This is a genomic window from Paenibacillus rhizoplanae, from assembly GCF_042684125.1.
In the GTDB taxonomy this organism is placed as follows: Bacteria; Bacillota; Bacilli; order Paenibacillales; family Paenibacillaceae; genus Paenibacillus_AQ; species Paenibacillus_AQ rhizoplanae.
The window spans coordinates 172472-189667 of sequence record NZ_JBHUKY010000054.1; the positions used below are offsets into that span (position 1 = coordinate 172472).

The 17196-nt window shown below is 52.8% G+C and carries 12 protein-coding genes; 3 read left to right on the top strand and 9 right to left on the bottom strand.

Annotation, left to right across the window (positions count from 1 at the left end):
* The first annotated feature begins 42 nt into the window (after positions 1–42).
* Positions 43–780, top strand: a complete 738-nt coding sequence (locus ACFSX3_RS24385; protein WP_209989800.1) for a DsbA family protein — start codon at positions 43–45, stop codon at positions 778–780.
* Between the two features lie 77 nt (positions 781–857).
* On the opposite strand, the gene ACFSX3_RS24390 is transcribed toward ACFSX3_RS24385, so the two are convergent.
* Together ACFSX3_RS24390 and ACFSX3_RS24395 are read right to left on the bottom strand one after the other, a co-directional pair.
* Positions 858–3134 carry a type IA DNA topoisomerase gene (locus ACFSX3_RS24390; RefSeq protein WP_209989797.1) on the bottom strand — a complete coding sequence of 759 codons (2277 nt, stop codon included), beginning with the start codon at positions 3132–3134 and terminating at the stop codon, positions 858–860.
* Between the two features lie 141 nt (positions 3135–3275).
* The gene (locus ACFSX3_RS24395; protein WP_209989794.1) at positions 3276–5006 is read right to left on the bottom strand and encodes a proline--tRNA ligase; all 1731 of its coding nucleotides are present in this window, start codon (positions 5004–5006) and stop codon (positions 3276–3278) included.
* A gap of 529 nt (positions 5007–5535) precedes the next feature.
* Here ACFSX3_RS24395 and ACFSX3_RS24400 point away from each other — a divergent pair.
* Positions 5536–7539, top strand: a complete 2004-nt coding sequence (locus ACFSX3_RS24400; protein WP_209989791.1) for a methyl-accepting chemotaxis protein — start codon at positions 5536–5538, stop codon at positions 7537–7539.
* 103 nt (positions 7540–7642) lie between these two features.
* Here the strand turns inward: ACFSX3_RS24400 and ACFSX3_RS24405 are convergent, their stop codons facing one another.
* From ACFSX3_RS24405 to pdhA, 7 genes are all read right to left on the bottom strand, one after another.
* Positions 7643–9130 carry a glutamate synthase subunit beta gene (locus ACFSX3_RS24405; RefSeq protein ID WP_209989788.1) on the bottom strand — a complete coding sequence of 496 codons (1488 nt, stop codon included), beginning with the start codon at positions 9128–9130 and terminating at the stop codon, positions 7643–7645.
* Positions 9131–9286: 156 nt separating this feature from the next.
* Positions 9287–9778, bottom strand: coding sequence for a dihydrofolate reductase (locus ACFSX3_RS24410; RefSeq protein ID WP_209989785.1), 492 nt, complete (start codon positions 9776–9778; stop codon positions 9287–9289).
* The gene (locus tag ACFSX3_RS24415) at positions 9775–10569 is read right to left on the bottom strand and encodes a thymidylate synthase (protein ID WP_379313358.1); all 795 of its coding nucleotides are present in this window, start codon (positions 10567–10569) and stop codon (positions 9775–9777) included. The genes ACFSX3_RS24410 and ACFSX3_RS24415 overlap by 4 nt, the downstream gene beginning before the upstream one ends.
* 348 nt (positions 10570–10917) lie before the next feature.
* A complete protein-coding gene (gene lpdA, locus ACFSX3_RS24420; RefSeq protein WP_209989780.1) occupies positions 10918–12330 on the bottom strand; it encodes a dihydrolipoyl dehydrogenase in 1413 nt (470 codons plus the stop codon).
* Positions 12331–12333: 3 nt separating this feature from the next.
* Positions 12334–13986, bottom strand: a complete 1653-nt coding sequence (locus ACFSX3_RS24425; RefSeq protein ID WP_209989777.1) for a 2-oxo acid dehydrogenase subunit E2 — start codon at positions 13984–13986, stop codon at positions 12334–12336.
* A 101-nt stretch (positions 13987–14087) separates the two neighbouring features.
* On the bottom strand, positions 14088–15065 hold the full coding sequence (locus tag ACFSX3_RS24430; protein WP_209989773.1) for an alpha-ketoacid dehydrogenase subunit beta: 978 nt from the start codon (positions 15063–15065) through the stop codon (positions 14088–14090).
* Positions 15066–15080: 15 nt separating this feature from the next.
* On the bottom strand, positions 15081–16148 hold the full coding sequence (gene pdhA, locus ACFSX3_RS24435; RefSeq protein ID WP_209989771.1) for a pyruvate dehydrogenase (acetyl-transferring) E1 component subunit alpha: 1068 nt from the start codon (positions 16146–16148) through the stop codon (positions 15081–15083).
* Between the two features lie 267 nt (positions 16149–16415).
* Between pdhA and ACFSX3_RS24440 the strand changes: the two genes are divergently transcribed.
* Positions 16416–17147 carry an alpha/beta hydrolase gene (locus ACFSX3_RS24440; RefSeq protein ID WP_209989767.1) on the top strand — a complete coding sequence of 244 codons (732 nt, stop codon included), beginning with the start codon at positions 16416–16418 and terminating at the stop codon, positions 17145–17147.
* The last annotated feature ends 49 nt before the right edge of the window (positions 17148–17196 follow it).

Here is a 17196-nt window from a genome sequence, read left to right on the forward strand (position 1 = left end):
ATACTATTTGAGTAGATTTTCACACCGTGCAGGAGGCTGGCCATGAATAACAAAGCTAACCGTTCCAGGAATACCCCGAATCACGGGCGTCTGCTCCATATGCTGCTTGCTGTGATTGCTGTGCTGCTGATCGCCCTTCTTGCTTTCTTCCTTACACAGAGCAAGTCATCCGGTACTGAGGCGCTCGATAATCTCCCCAACTACACCGATGTGAAGGGCAAGATCGTGGTGGACGGGCTGAAATACGAGAAGCAGCCGCATCTGGGCAGCGAAGCCGCCAAAGTAAAGGTGATCGAATTCGCCGATTTCAAATGCCCTGCCTGCAAAAATTGGACCGCCTCCTACCTGGATACGTTCATCAAGGACTACGTTGACAGCGGGAAAGTCCAGTTCTACTTCATGAACTTTGCCTTCATCGACCGGGACTCTTACCTGGCCGCCAGTGCTGGGGAAGCTATTTATCAGCAGAATAACGAGAAGTTCTGGGAGTATCTCCACAAGCTCTACGAGAGCCAGGGCGATGAGAGCCAGATCTGGGCAACCCAGAAGTTCATCCTGGGGTTCGTGAAGGACAATATTGCAGGGATTGACCAAAAGCGGTTCGAGCAGGATCTGAAGAACCATACGTATATGTACGATGTCAAAGAGGACTTCAAAATCGCCGGAGCCTACGGCGTCAACGGCACACCAAAGTTCATGGTGAACGGCGTCCTGCTGCCGGATTCCTCTTATGAAGGCTTAAGTGCCGCCATTGAAGCGGCTTTAAGTGAAGCTAAGTAATTACTATTGTATTAAAAGACTATTAAAAGAACGCCCCGGCCGGGAAAAGATGGCCGGGGCGTTCTTGTATGAATGAATTATTCCACGGCCAGCTGGCCGGTATCCATATTCTTCAGCACCAGCTTGCCTTCAAGCGGCGCGCCGTCCTCACCGGTCAGCTTCAGCTTCCCGGTTCGGCCCTTCTCAATCAGGGCCTTCACCTGGGTGTCGGTGAGCGTGCGCCCGTGATTCTCCTTCCAGATCACGAAGGCACAGCCCTCCTTATAATGGGAGCAGCCGTATCCCTTGCGGCCCATGAAGATCATGCCGCCGCAGCCGGGACGCGGGCAGGAGCCGATAACCTTCGGCCCGGTATCCCCGCTCTTCCCGGCAGCCGCAGACGCCGCGCTGCGCGGTTTGGCCGCTGCCGGCTTGCGCTCAGCCGCCTTGGACTCGGCGGTCTTGCGCGGCGAAGCAGCCGGGCTGCGGCCCTTGCCGCCGCTGTTCAGCGAAGGCGTATCCCCTTCGAAGGAGGTCTTAGCGGCGCGCGACTGCACGCGGACCTTGTCTACAATCATCGAAGCGAACCGCTTGACGTTCTCCATGAATTGTCCGTCCGCTGCGGTGCCGCGGGCAATTTCATTCAGGCGGCGCTCCCACTGCCCGGTCATTTCCGGGGAGGTCAGCAGCTCCACACCTGCCCCGCGGATCAGCTCAACCGCCGTCCGCCCCTTTTGGGTGATGGCGATCTTTTTCCCCTGCATCTCTACATAGCCGACATTCTTCAGCCGTTCAATTGTAGCAGCCCGGGTCGCCGGTGTGCCTAGCCCTGAATCCTTCATGGCATCGCGCAGCTCTTCGTCCTCAATCTGCTTGCCCGCGCTCTCCATCGCCTTCAGCAATGTTCCTTCGGTGTAATGCTTCGGCGGCTGGGTATCCTTCTCCTTCACAATCGCATCGCTGCAGATCACTTCACCCTCCGCTTGAACCGAGAACGGCTCGTTCACTTCAAGCTCCTCTTCCTCCTCGTCCTCCTTGCCTTTGCCCTTGGCCGGTTTGGACTTGTCCTTCTTCTGGTCTGCGTAGATCACCTTCCAGCCGAGGCTGAGCAGCTCCTTGACCGTAGTCTTGAACTTCTCGGCTTCGACTTCGGTGATCACCGTATGCACCTTGTATTCCGCAGCCGGATAGAACTGGGAGAGGAAGCGGCGGACGATCAGATCATAGAGCTTAGCCTCATCCACACTTAGACCGTTCGCTCTACGGTTCGTCGGCAGAATCGCATGGTGGTCCTCCACCTTGGACGGATTACAGATAAACTTGTTGCCTTTATGAACCAGGTTGGAGTTCGCACCCTTTACCCAATCGTCATACTGCGTGCCCCGAAGGGCCGACAGCGTCTTGTGCATTTCAGGAATATTCTGCTCTGTGACATAGTTGGAGTTGGTACGCGGGTAAGAGATCACTTTGTGCTTCTCATACAGCGCCTGGGCGATATCCAGTGTTTTTTTGGCGGAAAAGGCATATTTCCCGTTCGCCTCACGCTGCAGCAGCGTCAGATCGTACAGCTTATTCGGATATTCCTTGGTCTCTTTGACCTCATAGAGAACAATCCGGGCGGGCTTGCCTTTGACCTTGGCTGCAAGCGCCTCTGCCTTCGCTCCATCCGTTAACCGGTCGCCCTGCCACATTCCCTTATAGGTCAGCTCATTCTGGGTGAAATACCCTTCCACCTCAAAGAACTTCAACGAGGAGAACGCTTCAATGGTCTTCTGACGGTCATAGATCAGTGCCAGCACCGGGGTCTGCACCCGGCCTACAGAGAGCAGCACATTATGCTTGGTGGTAAAAGCGCGCGAGCCGTTCATCCCGATCAGCCAGTCCGCCTCGCTGCGCGCCCGGGCTGCTTTGGTCAGATTCTCGTATTCCGACCCGTCCTTCAGCTCCTGGAAGCCCTTGCGGATCGTCTCCGGCGTCAGATCGGAGATCCACAGCCGCTTCACCGGCTGGTTCAGCTCCAGGTAGCGCTGGATCAGCGAGAAAATATGCTGGCCCTCACGCCCGGCATCGCAGGAGTTCACCAGCAGATCGCTGCGCTTCGCCAGCTCCCCGATCACCTTCAGCTGATCCATGGTGCGTGCGTTAGGCAGCAGCTTGAACTCCTCAGGAATGATCGGCAGATCATTAATGTTCCATTTTTTATATTTATTGTCGTAGGCTTCGGGCTCTGCCAGGCCAATCAGATGCCCAATCGCCCAGGTGATGATGTACTGCTCCCCTTCCAGATAGGAACGGTAGTTTTTGGCCTTCGGTTCTATTGCGGCGGCGATATTCCGCCCCATGTCCGGTTTCTCCGCAATAATGAGTGTCTTCAACAATAATCGCTCCTTACCCTCGGTTCATTACAAAAGTTGTCCAGTAGTCTATTATACCATTCCTGGACCCCAAAATCCGCTGCTCATTATCCAAGATAGCGGCTCCACGCGACATTCCCTCTATTTTACCAGAGCTTCAATTCAAGCAAAAGCAGTACCCGGTGCGGACTTCAGACTGCTTACGCGCAGGACGGCCTCCCCAATATCGATTACTTCCTTGTTACCCGTTCTGCGGTCCATGTATTCAATCCTTTGCTCTGTGGCCAGCTTGCCGACCACCAGCGCAACCGGTATACCGATCAGTCCGGCATCCTTGAATTTGACCCCGGCCCGCTCATCGCGGTCGTCCAGCAGGGAATCGATGCCCAAGGAGGTCAGCCGTGCATACAGAGCTTCGGACAGCTCACGCTGCGCTGTATCTTTGACCGACATCAGCAGAATATGAACCGTGAATGGAGCCAGACCCTGCGGCCAGATCAGCCCTTGGTCATCGTTGTTCTGTTCAGCCACTGCGGCCAGCAAGCGGGAGATTCCGATGCCGTAGCAGCCCATTACCATAGGCTGGGTGCGGCCGTCTGCATCCAGGCAGCCTGCCCCCAGCTTCTCACTGTAGACCGTGCCCAGCTTAAAAACATGCCCTACCTCGATGCCCTGATGGAAATCCAGCTCCCCTTCGCCGCACTGCGGACAGCTGTCGCCGGTAACTGCATTGCGGAAATCCCCTACCTGCGTCAGCGGGAAGTCCCGGCCAGGCACCACTCCGCGCAGATGGTAATCCTCTGCCCCCGCCCCTGTGACCGCTTCAGTCATGGCTGCAACAGCAGCATCCACCAGGATAGGCACGGACAATCCGGCAGGACCGACATAACCGCTTCCGGTTCCGGCAGCCTCCTGCACATGCTCATAATCAGCCAACGTAATGTCACCGCAGCCGAGGTACTTTTGCACCTTCAGCTCATTCACCTCATGATCTCCACGGACCAGCACGGCAAATGTCTTGCCTCCGCCCGTGTAGATTAATGTCTTGATGATATCCTGCGGTCTGAGCTGACTCTCCTGCTCCAGCTGCTGAATGGTCTTCTGGGCAGGCGTATGGAATCGCTCAGGGGCAGGCCGCCCGGCAAAATCCGGTCTATGCGGTGCGGCCCCGCTCTGCACTTCCACCTGCTCCAGATTCGCGGCATATCCGCACAAGGAGCACACAGCTATCGTATCCTCGCCTATCTCTGACAGTGCCATGAATTCATGATTCTGGCCTTTCCCGCCAATCGCCCCGGCATTCGCCTGCACCGCCCGGTACTTCAGGCCGCAGCGGTCAAAGATCCGCTCATAAACGCTGTACATCACCTGATAAGCCTGATCCAGGCCATCCCAATCCGTATCAAATGAATAGGCATCCTTCATCAGGAACTCTCTGCCCCGCAGAAGCCCCGAGCGCGGACGACGTTCATCCCGGAACTTTGTCTGGATCTGATAGACAGTGACCGGGAGCCGCCGGTAAGAGCTGATCTCTCCGCGCATTAGCGCTGTAACCACTTCCTCATGGGTCGGACCCAGCACGAACTCACGGTCGTGACGGTCCCGGAGCTTCATCAGCTCTTTGCCGTACACCTCATAACGTTCCGATTCTCTCCAGAGCTCTGCTGGCTGTAAGGATGGCATAAGCACCTCCTGCGCACCGGCTGACTCCATTTCCTGGCGCACGATCTGCTCCATCCTGCGCAGCACCCGCCGTCCGAGCGGCAAATAGGTGTATACCCCGGCAGCCACCTGCCGGATATATCCGGCACGCAGCAGCAGCTGGTGGCTCCTTGTCTCTGCTTCGGCAGGAGCTTCGCGCAGAGTGGTAACTAATAGATTGGTTTGACGCATACAGATCAGCCTCTTTCGTTGATAAGTGTGTAAGGGTCCAGATTATTTCGCTGCGTTCATGAGAACGCAAAAAAGGCGCATCCGTCAGGGACGAATGTGCCGTGTTACCACCCTGTTTCAACCCCAAGACTATCCAAGCCTGCGGTCCTCAATCCGGATAACGGCCGGGTCCGGCAGAATTATGCCCATCTTCAGCATAAGCTGCAGCTTCCAAGGCAGGGTTGGAGTCTTACGCACTCGGGGGATCTTTCAGCCGGTGAATCCCCTCTCTGCTTCCGGCGCTTACGGATACCAGGTCCTTGGTCAACGCTGTTACGTTATAAATGTTGGTACTTAATCTATACGATATTCCAGGCCGCGTCAAGCCAGCGATGTATGGATTGTGAATGCAATTAAATAATTTACACCAAATCCTTAAGATATGAAAAGAATGTGTCGATAAACCGAATATATGAGTAGAGTCATTCAGAGAGAAACGGCTACCGATGCTACCAGCCGATTTCCATGTACCAGAGGGGGAACCATTCCAATGTTCAAGTCAGTCAACCGCTTCATCCAACACAAGCTAAGATCACGATCGCTGCAACGAAAAATGATGATGCTGTTCACCATTATGCTGGTGATCCCGATCCTCCTGGTCAGTTATTTTTCTTATTCCAGTGCTAAACAGGAATTGGAAACCAAAATGCAAAAAGCCACACATTCCAGTGTCGATCTGGTCGCCGGGACCATCCAAGAATATGTATCCGCTGCTATGCGGAATGTAGATTTGCTCAGCCGCCAGATCCAATCTTCCGAGGTCGATGGTAAGGCTCCCGCAACACGCACACTCATCGATCAGTTCATGAAGGCACATCCCGAGCTTGAGATTCTTACGGTGGGCAACGAGCAAGGTGCCTGGATGAAGGCCCCGGACCCCGGCAAACAGGATTATGATCCGCGTACACGGGACTGGTATAAGGCGTCCATGCAGAATGCCGGTAGCACTACAATCATTGATCCTTTTGTCTCAGCAACAACCGGCAACTATACGCTGTTCATCTCCCATTCGCTGGAGGATGGCAAAGGAGCTGTGACCACCAGCCTCAATCTCAAGGCAATGAGTGAAAGAATCCATACCACCCATCCAGGTGAAACCGGCTACTTCTACATTGTGGACCGTAATCATAAATTCGTCTCTTATCCCGGCAAAGCTGCAGGTGAAGATGTAGCAGATTATATAGTGAAAATGCTGGTTAACGACAGCGGGGACCTGCACTATACCAATCCGGACACGGAGAAGGAGATGCAGGGTTACTATACAACCGATCCGAATACCGGGTTCAAAATCGTCGGCATCCTGCCTACCCAAGAATTCTCGGATGCCTCACAGCCCATTATCTATACAGGACTTAAGGTTCTGGCCATTGCCCTGCTGGTCGCCCTAACCCTGATGTACCTGATTGTCCGCTCCATCACGAAGCCGATCCGCCGTCTGAACCGTTCTGCACAGCGGGTAAGCGAAGGCTATCTGAATGAGCAGATTCAGATCAACCGAATGGATGAGATCGGTCAGCTGGCACAGAATTACAATCTGATGGTAGGCTCCCTGCGCGGCATCGTCTCGGATATTTCGGGCACCTCGGGACAATTGGCAGCCTCCAGCCAGCAATTGAATGCCACAACAGAAGAGAACTCCAGAGCCACCGCTTACGTGGCTGAACTGGTGCAGGACTCCTCCGAGGGTGCGCAGACACAGACCTCAGCCATGGCAGAAACCTCGCGCGCGATGGAGGAAATGTCCTCCGGTATTCAAAAGATCGCCGAAGCCGCCGCCTCCATCGTCGATTCTTCCGCGAACACTGAAGCAGATGTGCGCAGCGGCAGCCGGAAGATGGAACAGGTCAGCCAGCAAATGGATGCCATCCGGACCTCTACTCACCACTCTTCGCAGCTGATCGGGCAATTAAACGGCCTTAACGATGAGGTATCTGCGATGAGCAGTGCAATTACTACGATCGCTGTACAGACGAATCTCCTGTCGCTGAACGCCGGCATTGAAGCGGCCCGGGCCGGAGAGCAGGGCCGGGGCTTCGCCGTCGTGGCGGCAGAGGTACGGAAGCTGGCCGATCAATCGAAGAATACCGCCGGGGATATTCAAGATACCCTCCAGCAGATGACCCGGTTGATCGACCAGACCTATGAAGCGATCCGGCATACCGTTTCAGCCGATGTGGAGCTGGGTATTCGGGTTACCGCCGAAGCCAAGGAATCGTTCATCAGCATTGAACAGTCTACGGCCACAATCAACAGCCAACTGCATGACATCTCAGCTATCACCGAGCAGATGTCTGCGGGAGCGCAGGAGGTTGCCGCTTCCGTACACGAAATCTCCAGCATCTCCCGGTCCACCTCAGACGCCTTCCAGAGTGTAACGGCAGCTACAGAGGAACAGCTCGCTTCCATGGAAGAGATCTCTGCCTCCTCGATGGAGCTGTCCAAAATGGCGGGCGATCTGCAGCTTAAGATTGAACGGTTCAAGCTGGAAGACTAACCCGGTGATTTTAAGAGCGGTGTATGCCGTTCATTCTCTTAGCCGCATGACAAAAAGCCGTCCCTCAGCAATGCTGAAGGACGGCTTTTTGGTGTATATTCAGTTAAGCAAGTACAGTCGAGCCCATCAGGTATTTATCCACTTCACGCGCTGCTTCGCGGCCCTCGTTGATGGCCCAGACGACCAGACTCTGTCCGCGGCGCATATCTCCGGCTGCGAATACTTTATCCACATTCGTATTGAATTTGCCATAACGGGCCTTCACATTAGTGCGGCGGTCCGTATCCAGCTTAAGCTGCTCAATGATATCCTGCTCCGGTCCGTCGAAGCCAATCGCAATCAGCGCCAGCTGGGCCGGATAGACAGCCTCGGTTCCCGGAACCGGCTGGTAGATCTTCCGTCCCGTCTCGTCTACTGTCCGGCGGATCTGCACTGTGTGCAGCTCCTTGAGGTTGCCTTCTTCATCGCCGACGAACTTCGTCGTCATGATAGAGAATTCACGCGGGTCTTCACCGAAGACCGCCTTGGCTTCCTGCTGGGCATAATCAAGGGTGTAGACATTTGGGAACTGCGGCCAAGGGTTAGCAATCGGATCACGCGTAAGCGGCGCTTTGTCATGGGTGCCGAACTGGGTGATGCTGTTGCAGCCATGCCGCAGGGAAGTCGCTACACAGTCGGAGCCGGTGTCGCCCCCGCCCAGTACGATTACGTCCTTGCCTGCGGCGGATACGTAATTGCCATCCTCCAGATTAGAATTCAGATAGCTCTTGATCGTGCCGTTCAGGTAATCCATGGCATACATAACCCCTTTGAGGTCATTGCCCTCCACGTTGAAGCGTCTTGCCTTGGTAGCACCGCCGCAGAGAACAACGGCATCATATTCATCAACCAGCTGCTGCGCCGGAATGTCTGTGCCAATTTCCGTATTCACCACGAATTCGATACCTTCTGCAGCCAGCAGATCAACGCGGCGCTGTACGACACGTTTGTCCAGCTTCATCGTAGGAATACCGTACATCAGAAGGCCGCCAACCCGGTCACTGCGCTCAAAGACCGTTACCGAATGACCTGCTTTGTTGAGCTGGGCGGCAGCGGCCAGGCCTGCCGGTCCGGAGCCGACAATAGCGATCCGTTTGCCTGTACGCTTCTCCGGCGGACTCGGGACTACCCAGCCCTCTTCAAAGCCCTTGTCCACAATGGCCAGCTCAATTGTCTTAATCGTAACAGGCTGTCCAATCAGACCGACGGTACAGGAGCCCTCGCAGGGTGCAGGACAGATGCTGCCGGTGAATTCAGGGAAGTTATTCGTCTTGTGCAGGCGCTCCAGCGCTTCCTTCCACAAGCCACGGTAGACCAGGTTGTTCCACTCCGGGATCAGGTTATGCACGGGACAGCCTGAAGTACCGCCGCTCATATCCATGCCGGTGTGGCAATACGGTGTGCCGCAATCCATACAACGGGCACCCTGAGTCCGAAGCTCGTCCTCGGTCAGATGCTCGTGGAATTCTTCCCAGTCCTTCACGCGCTGCTCGGGATCGCGGTCCCCTGGGAGCTGGCGCTTATACTCCATAAATCCAGTAGGTGTAGACATATATACGTTTCCCCCATCCGTTCTCTTCGTGTTGATGTATAGTACACCATTTCTAATTTTAATTATATTAGCATTCAATACTTTCGCACTGTAATGGACTAATCTGTTGATTATTTGTACTATTTCACATCTGGTGTCAGAGAAAACGCTTCATTGTCACTCCTTGCGTTCGTAAACGAAAAAACGGTAATCATACGGATTCTGCTCATTCTTGAGTCCCGATGTATTGGAGACTTCCTTCCACTGGCTCCAGTCTACCTCAGGGAACCGCGTATCGCCTTCAATCTCCGCTTCTATCCGTGTAACACGCAGCTTGTCGGCATAGGGCAGCATCAGGCTGTAGATCTCGGCTCCACCGATCACCATCAGCTCATCCTCCTTACGCCCCTCTGTCAGCGCTTCTTCCAGCGAATACACAACCTCAGCCCCTTCGGGCGCGAAGTCCCGGTCACGGGTCAGAATCAGGCTGGTACGGCCCTTCAGCGGCTTGCTGCCCAGCGACTCCCAGGTTTTGCGGCCCATTAGCATCCGCTTGCCGAGTGTCTCTGCTTTGAAATAAGCAAAGTCCAGCGGCAAATGCCAGGGCATATCATTATTTTTACCAATTACGCCATTCGAGGCCATCGCCCAAATCATGGTAATGCTCATATAGCAACCGGTGCCTTGATCCCCGGATGATGGACATAGTCAGTAAATTCAAAATCCTCAAAGGTATAATCAAAAATGCTGTCAGGTACTCTGCGAATCTTAAGCTCCGGCAACGCATATGGCTCGCGCGCGAGCTGGGTGGCTACTTGCTCCATATGATTTGTATATATGTGCACATCTCCGCCTGACCAGATGAATTCTCCGACCGCAAGCCCCGTCTGCTGGGCAACCATATGGGTAAGCAGCGCGTAGCTGGCAATGTTAAAGGGAAGCCCCAGGAAGGTGTCTACCGAACGCATGGTAAGCATACAGGACAGCTTGCCGTCCGCTACATAGAACTGAAACACGAAATGGCAGGGCGGAAGCTTCATCTGCTCAATCTCGCCTACATTCCATGCACTGACGATATGACGGCGTGAATCGGGATTATGCTTAATTGCCTCAATCACATTCGCAATCTGATCAATATGCTGCCCGTCCTTGCTCTCCCAGGCCCGCCACTGCGAACCGTACACCGGTCCCAGCTCCCCGTTCTCATCAGCCCATTCGTCCCAGATCGAGACGCCATTCTCCTTCAAATACGAAGTGTTGGTATCCCCTTTGAGGAACCATAACAGTTCATGCACCACCGACTTCAGATGGATGCGCTTGGTGGTCATCAGCGGGAAGCCCTTCGACAGATCGAAGCGGAGCTGACGCCCGAATACAGACACTGTACCTGTACCGGTCCGGTCGCCTTTGGCTGTACCGTTATCCAGAATATCCTGCAATAAATCCAAGTAATTACGCAAGCAGTATCGCACCCCACTCTCTTTTTCTTCTACCAGTTTACCATGAGCTGACGGTCGTTGTAACTTCCCTAACGATAAAAAAACACAAAAAAACATACATTTCTCTACCCGAATTGGGCTGACTGCCAGCTATTTCCGAACGTTAATGACAGAGACTTTCTTCATCAGCAAGTGGAAACGTCTTTGCCGTCCTTTTAAAGGACGGTACCTTTTCAGCGAGAAATAGAAGGATAAGTTATCATGTGAAACATATAATTTCTTATATTTTCAAAAAAGGATGTTCCCTGACCATCTGCATGGCTTCGGAAACATCCTCTTGAATTCAACCCGCATAAGCTTAAGTGGTTATTATTTCATTACGTGAATCGGGTGGCCTTCTACCAGCTCAGCCGCTTCCATAACGATCTCGCCAAGGGTTGGATGCGCATGGATGGTCAGTGCGATATCTTCAAGCGTTGCGCCCATTTCAATCGCCAGACCCAGCTCAGCGATCAGGTTGGAAGCTTCGATACCGACGATTTGCGCGCCAAGCACCTGATTGTTGTCGCTCTTCGCTACAATCTTGATGAAGCCTTCAGGAGCATTCAGAGACACGGCACGGCCGTTGCCTGCGAACGGGAACTTGCCGGCTTTCACCGCATAGCCCTTATCCTTCGCTTCCTTCTCGGTCAGACCAACGCTCGAGCATTCAGGATCTGTGAATACTACAGCCGGCATTACCTTGTAATCCACAACCGATTTATGTCCGGAAATGGCTTCCGCAGCAATCTTACCTTCGTAAGAAGCTTTGTGTGCCAGGGCAAGACCCGGAACGATATCGCCGATTGCAAAAATATTAGGAATGTTAGTCCGTCCCTGATGGTCTACCTTCACCAAACCACGGTCGTCCAGCTCAACGCCGATCAGATCCAGGCCCAGTTCGCCGTCAGTGTTAGGACGACGGCCGACAGTTACCAGCAGGTACTCAGCAGTTACTTCTTTGGACTCTCCGCCTACGGAGTACTTCACAGTAACTTCCTTGTCGTTCTGAACTGCAGATTCCGCTTTGGCGTTGGTTACAATTTCAATGCCGGTCTTAGCCATATTCTTGGCCACCAGACGGGTCATGTCTTTGTCGAAGCCAGGCAGAACAGTATCCAGACCTTCGATGATTGTAACCTTGGTGCCGAATTTAGAGTACATCTGACCCAGCTCTGCACCAATGTAGCCGCCGCCAATAACGATCATGCTCTTAGGGATTTCAGGCAGATCCAGCGCTTCCGTGGAGGACAGGATGCGTCCGCCGAACGGGAATGGCTTCAGTTCAATCGGACGGGAGCCCGTTGCGATAATGCAGTTGTTGAACTTGTAGCGTGGGGATTCATGATCATTGAACAAACGGGCTTCGTTTGTGCTAATGAACATAGCTTCTCCGTTGAATACTTCGATCTTGTTGCCCTTCATCAGGCTAGTAACGCCGGAAGTCATTTTCTTGACTACGCCGTTCTTGAAGGCCTGAGTCTTGGACCAGTCTACCTTAACGTTCTCGGCAGTAACCCCGAATACTTCCCCGTGCTGGGCAGCCTCGAATTGATGAGCTGCCGAGATCAGGGCTTTGGAAGGAATACAGCCGCGGTTTAAGCACACGCCGCCGAGTTCCGATTTATCTACAATGATGACCTTCTGGCCGAGCTGGGCGGCACGAATTGCCGCCACATACCCGCCGGGACCTGCACCAATTACCAATGTGTCGATTTCGATTGAAGCGTCTCCGACTACCATTAATTACACCTCCATAACTAACATATCAGGATTTGAAAGCAGGGTCTTAATGTAGTTCATGAAATTCTGTGCTGTTGCGCCGTCAATAATACGGTGGTCAAAGCTCAGGGACAGAGCCATTACAGGTGCCGCTACGATTTCGCCATTCTTCACAACAGGCTTCTCAGTGATACGTCCGGTTCCGAGAATAGCAACCTCTGGGAAGTTGATGATCGGAGTGAAGAACATACCGCCGGCAGAGCCGATGTTGCTGATCGAGATCGTGCTGCCCTTCATTTCGTTAGGGGCCAGCTTGCCGTCGCGTCCGCGCACAGCCAGATCTGTAATACTACTAGCGATCATCCAGATACTCTTGCGGTCAGCGTCCTTAATGACAGGAACGATCAGGCCGTTGTCTGTATCTGTAGCGATACCGATGTTGTAGTATTTTTTGTAGACAATTTCGTTCGTAGCTTCGTCAATCATTGCGTTAAGCGCAGGGAACTGGCGGGAAGCGGCAACGAGTGCCTTCACGATGAACGGAAGATAAGTAACCTTCACGCCCTTCTTCTCGGCTACCGGCTTCATGCGGGCACGGAAGGCTACAAGCTCCGTAACATCCACTTCGTCCATGATGGTAACATGCGGAGCAGTGTAAGCCGATTTAACCATAGCATTGGCAATCGCTTTACGGATACCCTTGAATGGTACGCGTTCTTCTTCCAGGCTTGCATTACCGGAAGCTGCAGCTGGTGCTGCTTCTTTCGCTTTGGCTTGCGGTGCTGCTGCCGCCGCTGGTGCAGATGCTGCCGGAGCCGCTGCCGCAGGGGCAGAGCCGCCCTTCAGGAAAGCTTCCACATCTTCAAGTGTGATCTTGCCGTTCTTGCCGGAGCCGTTCACCTTGGAGATATCTACGCTCTTGTCACGGGCATATTTGCGCACGCTTGGTGTTGCCAGCACTTCACGGTCAGGGGCTGGAGCTGCTGCCGCTGCAGGAGCTGTTCCTTGGGAAGGAGCTGCTGCCTGGGCACCGGATGCTTCAGCATGTCCGCCCTCCTGGTGAGGAACATCACCTTCTGCAGCAATGATAGCCACAACTTCACCTACGCGGCAGACCTGGCCGTCTTTGGTGAACACTTCGACTACAGTACCGTTGACTGGAGAAGGAACTTCCACCACCGCTTTATCATTCTGAACTTCCATAATGATATCGTCGTCAGTGATTTTGTCTCCAACCTTGATGTGCATCTTGATGATTTCCCCTTCATGCAGGCCTTCGCCCAGTTCAGGGAACTTGTATTCGAAGTTCGTTGCTCCGCCAGTAGCCGGGCTGCTGGTTGCCGGAGAAGAAGTTGTATCTGCTCCGCCTTTGGCTGCGTCAGCTTCCTGGGAAGCCTGTTCTGCCGGATGGCCGCCCTCTTGCTCAGGGATATCGCCTTCTGCATCAATAATCGCTACAACTTCGCCTACACGGCATACTTGGCCGTCCTTGGTGAAGACTTCAAGCACTGTGCCGTTGACCGGACAAGGCACCTCTACTACCGCCTTGTCATTCTGAACTTCCATTACGATATCGTCATCGGTTACTTTATCGCCGGCTTTAATATGCATTTTGATAATTTCGCCCTCATGCAGACCTTCGCCCAGCTCAGGGAACCGGTACTCAAATTTTGCCACCTTGATAACCTCCTAAAAGTTATGTTGAGATCTTCCGAGCTATTCCGTCAATCGCAGAAACGGCTGCCGCCCTTTTTCAAGGACGGCAAGGTCGTTACTTCCTAGAATTCCATGACTTTCTTAACTGCCGCAATGACGCGTGCAGGTGTAGGAATCCAGGTATCTTCGATTTGTGCGAATGGGTAGATCGTATCAGGACCTGCTACACGAAGCACTGGGGCTTCCAGGTGCAGCAGAGCTTTTTCGTTAATCTGAGCAATGACCTCTGCGGCTACGCCAGAGCTCTTCTGCGCTTCTTGTACAACAATCGCACGGTTGGTCTTCTTAATAGAAGCAACAATGGTGTCGATATCAATCGGGCTAACGGTACGCAGGTCGATAATTTCGGCTTTGATGCCGTCCTTCTCAAGCTGATCAGCCGCTTTGGTAGCAGTATGCACCATTAGGCCGTAGGTAATAATGGAGACATCCGTACCTTCGCGTACTACATTAGCTTTACCAAGTTCAACGGTATATTCACCTTCAGGCACTTCTGCACGGAAAGCATGGTACAGATTCAAGTGTTCCATGAAGAATACAGGGTCATTATCGCGGATCGAAGCGATCAGCAGTCCTTTGGCATCGTAAGGGTTGGAAGGAATAACCACCTTGATCCCCGGACTCTGGGCAATCAGGCCTTCAAGGGAATCGGTATGAAGTTCAGCAGCTTTAACGCCGCCGCCGAATGGAGTGCGGAAGACTACAGGAGCATTAAATCTGCCCCCGGAACGCCAGCGCAGGCGAGCCGCCTGAATAACGATCTGATCAAGAGCTTCAAAGATGAAGCCCACGAACTGGATTTCGGCAATCGGACGGAAGCCCTGTACGCCGAGACCGAAGGCCAAACCGCCAATAGCGGACTCTGCCAGAGGTGTATCGAATACGCGTTCTTCGCCAAATTCCTTCTGCAGCCCTTCCGTTACACGGAATACGCCGCCAACATTACCAACGTCTTCTCCGAAGATAAGAACATTAGGGTCACGAGTCAGTTCAACGCGCATTGCGTCACGGATTGCTTCTTTCATATTCATCTGTGCCATTGCCTGATATCCCCCTTATTCAAAATCGGCTTTTTGTTCTTCAAGATGTTTCGGAGTTACCTCGAACATGCTGTCGATCAAGCCGGGAATGGTCATTTTTTCGGTCTGTTCTGCTTTTTTAATCTGCTCGTTTACAGTAGCTTTCGCTTCTTCTCTTACGCGCAGAGTGTCTTCTTCGGTCCAGAGGCCTTTTTTCTCCAGGTACTTGGCAAGACGGGCAATCGGATCTTTCTCATTCCATTGTCCTTCTTCTTCCTTCGTACGGTACTTACTGGCATCGTCGGACAGGGAATGCGGACGGAAACGGTAAGTTACTGCTTCAATCAGCGTCGCACCTTCACCCTTACGGGCACGTTCAGCAGCCTGCTGTACAGCAGCGATTACTGCAAATACGTCCATACCGTCGATCTTGATTCCGGGAATCCCTGCGGCAACCGCCTTGTGGGCGATGGATTTCGCTGCCGTCTGCTTCGAGAACGGAGTGGTGATGGCATAGCCGTTGTTCTGAACAAAGAAGATCACCGGCAGCTTAAAGACTCCTGCATAGTTAAGGCCTTCGTAGAAGTCGCCTTCAGACGAACCGCCGTCACCGGTGTATGTGATCGCAACGTTCTGCTGTTTCTTCAATTTGAAGCCCATAGCAATACCGGTAGCATGAAGGATCTGTGCTCCGATAATGATCTGCGGCATAAGTACATTAACGCCTTCAGGAATCTGTCCGCCATGCTGATGTCCGCGGGAATACAGGAAAGCCTGATATAATGGAAGTCCATGCCATACGAGCTGCGGAATATCGCGGTAGCCCGGGCAGACGAAGTCTTCCTTCTGCAGAGCGAACTCGCTGCCGATCATTGTCGCTTCTTGTCCGGATACCGGTGCATAGAAGCCCAGACGGCCTTGGCGACCCAGATTGACAGCACGGTCATCCCAGGTACGGGTAAATACCATACGGTACATAATTTCTTTCAGTTGGTCGTCGGTAAGGTCAGGCATCATTTCCTTGTTGATAATTTCTCCATCCGGGGAAAGAACCGAAAGGGCCTCAACGTCCTCTGTATACACTTCATAGGGAACCTTAGTCATTATCTTCACCTCAATAAAAAAATTTGAATATCAGTGGTCTCTGTTATAGAATTATTATACACCTGTTGTATCTGTTTCGTCAAAGAAATACGCATAAAATTTATGTTTCCATAAATTTTGTATGTATAACAGGCGTTTTAATATCCTATAACAGATTAAAGGATATTTATCAAGTAAATGATATATCCCACATTCTCTGCTTGGGTATTTTTAACGTAACACTAAGTTTTAAGCAAAAAATTCGACATGAAAGGCGACGATTTGACAATGAGCGAACCTGTTTTTCTGAAACGTACAATTGTGAAACAAACACTGTGGAGCGAACACCTGCAGGAAGAGCGCAAGCTGCGTATCTATCTTCCCCCCGGATATAATGAAGTACTCAGCTATCCCGTCATCTACTGCCAGGATGGGGAAGAATTCTTCAACTTCGGCCGGATTGCTACCCTTGCAGGCCAGCTGATTCTGGAGCAGGATGTGGAACCCTTCATTATAGTGGGCGTTGAAGTCAACGTGGCTGTCCGCACCGCCGAATACGCTCCGTTCGGCAGCCGCTTCAAGCAGTACCTCGCATGCTTCGCCGAAGAGATTATTCCCTACATTGAACATAATTATCCTGTCCGGCGTACACCCGGGGAACGAATCGTAGCCGGTGATTCCCTTGGCGGCAGTGTCTCCCTCCACCTCGCGCTGGCCTATCCGGGATTGTTCAGCCGTGTGCTCAGCCTCTCCGGTGCTTACTATCCAGAGACCCGTGAGCTGATAGCACAAGAAGAGGATCTCTCCTGGCTTCAGATCAATATGGTTGTCGGGCTTCAAGAGAGAGACTACAAGACCGATACCGGAGTCTATGATTTCGTTGAAATGAACCGGGAGACCAAGGCAATGCTTGAATCCAAAGGAGCCACCGTATCCTACCGCGAGAAGGATGGCCAGCATCTTTGGGGTTTTTGGCAAAAAGAGCTCCCGGAATCATTACTCTATTTCTTCAGCTCCTGAAACAGCAAATAGAACCCCAAAAGTGAACATCTTACGAACTTATGTATGC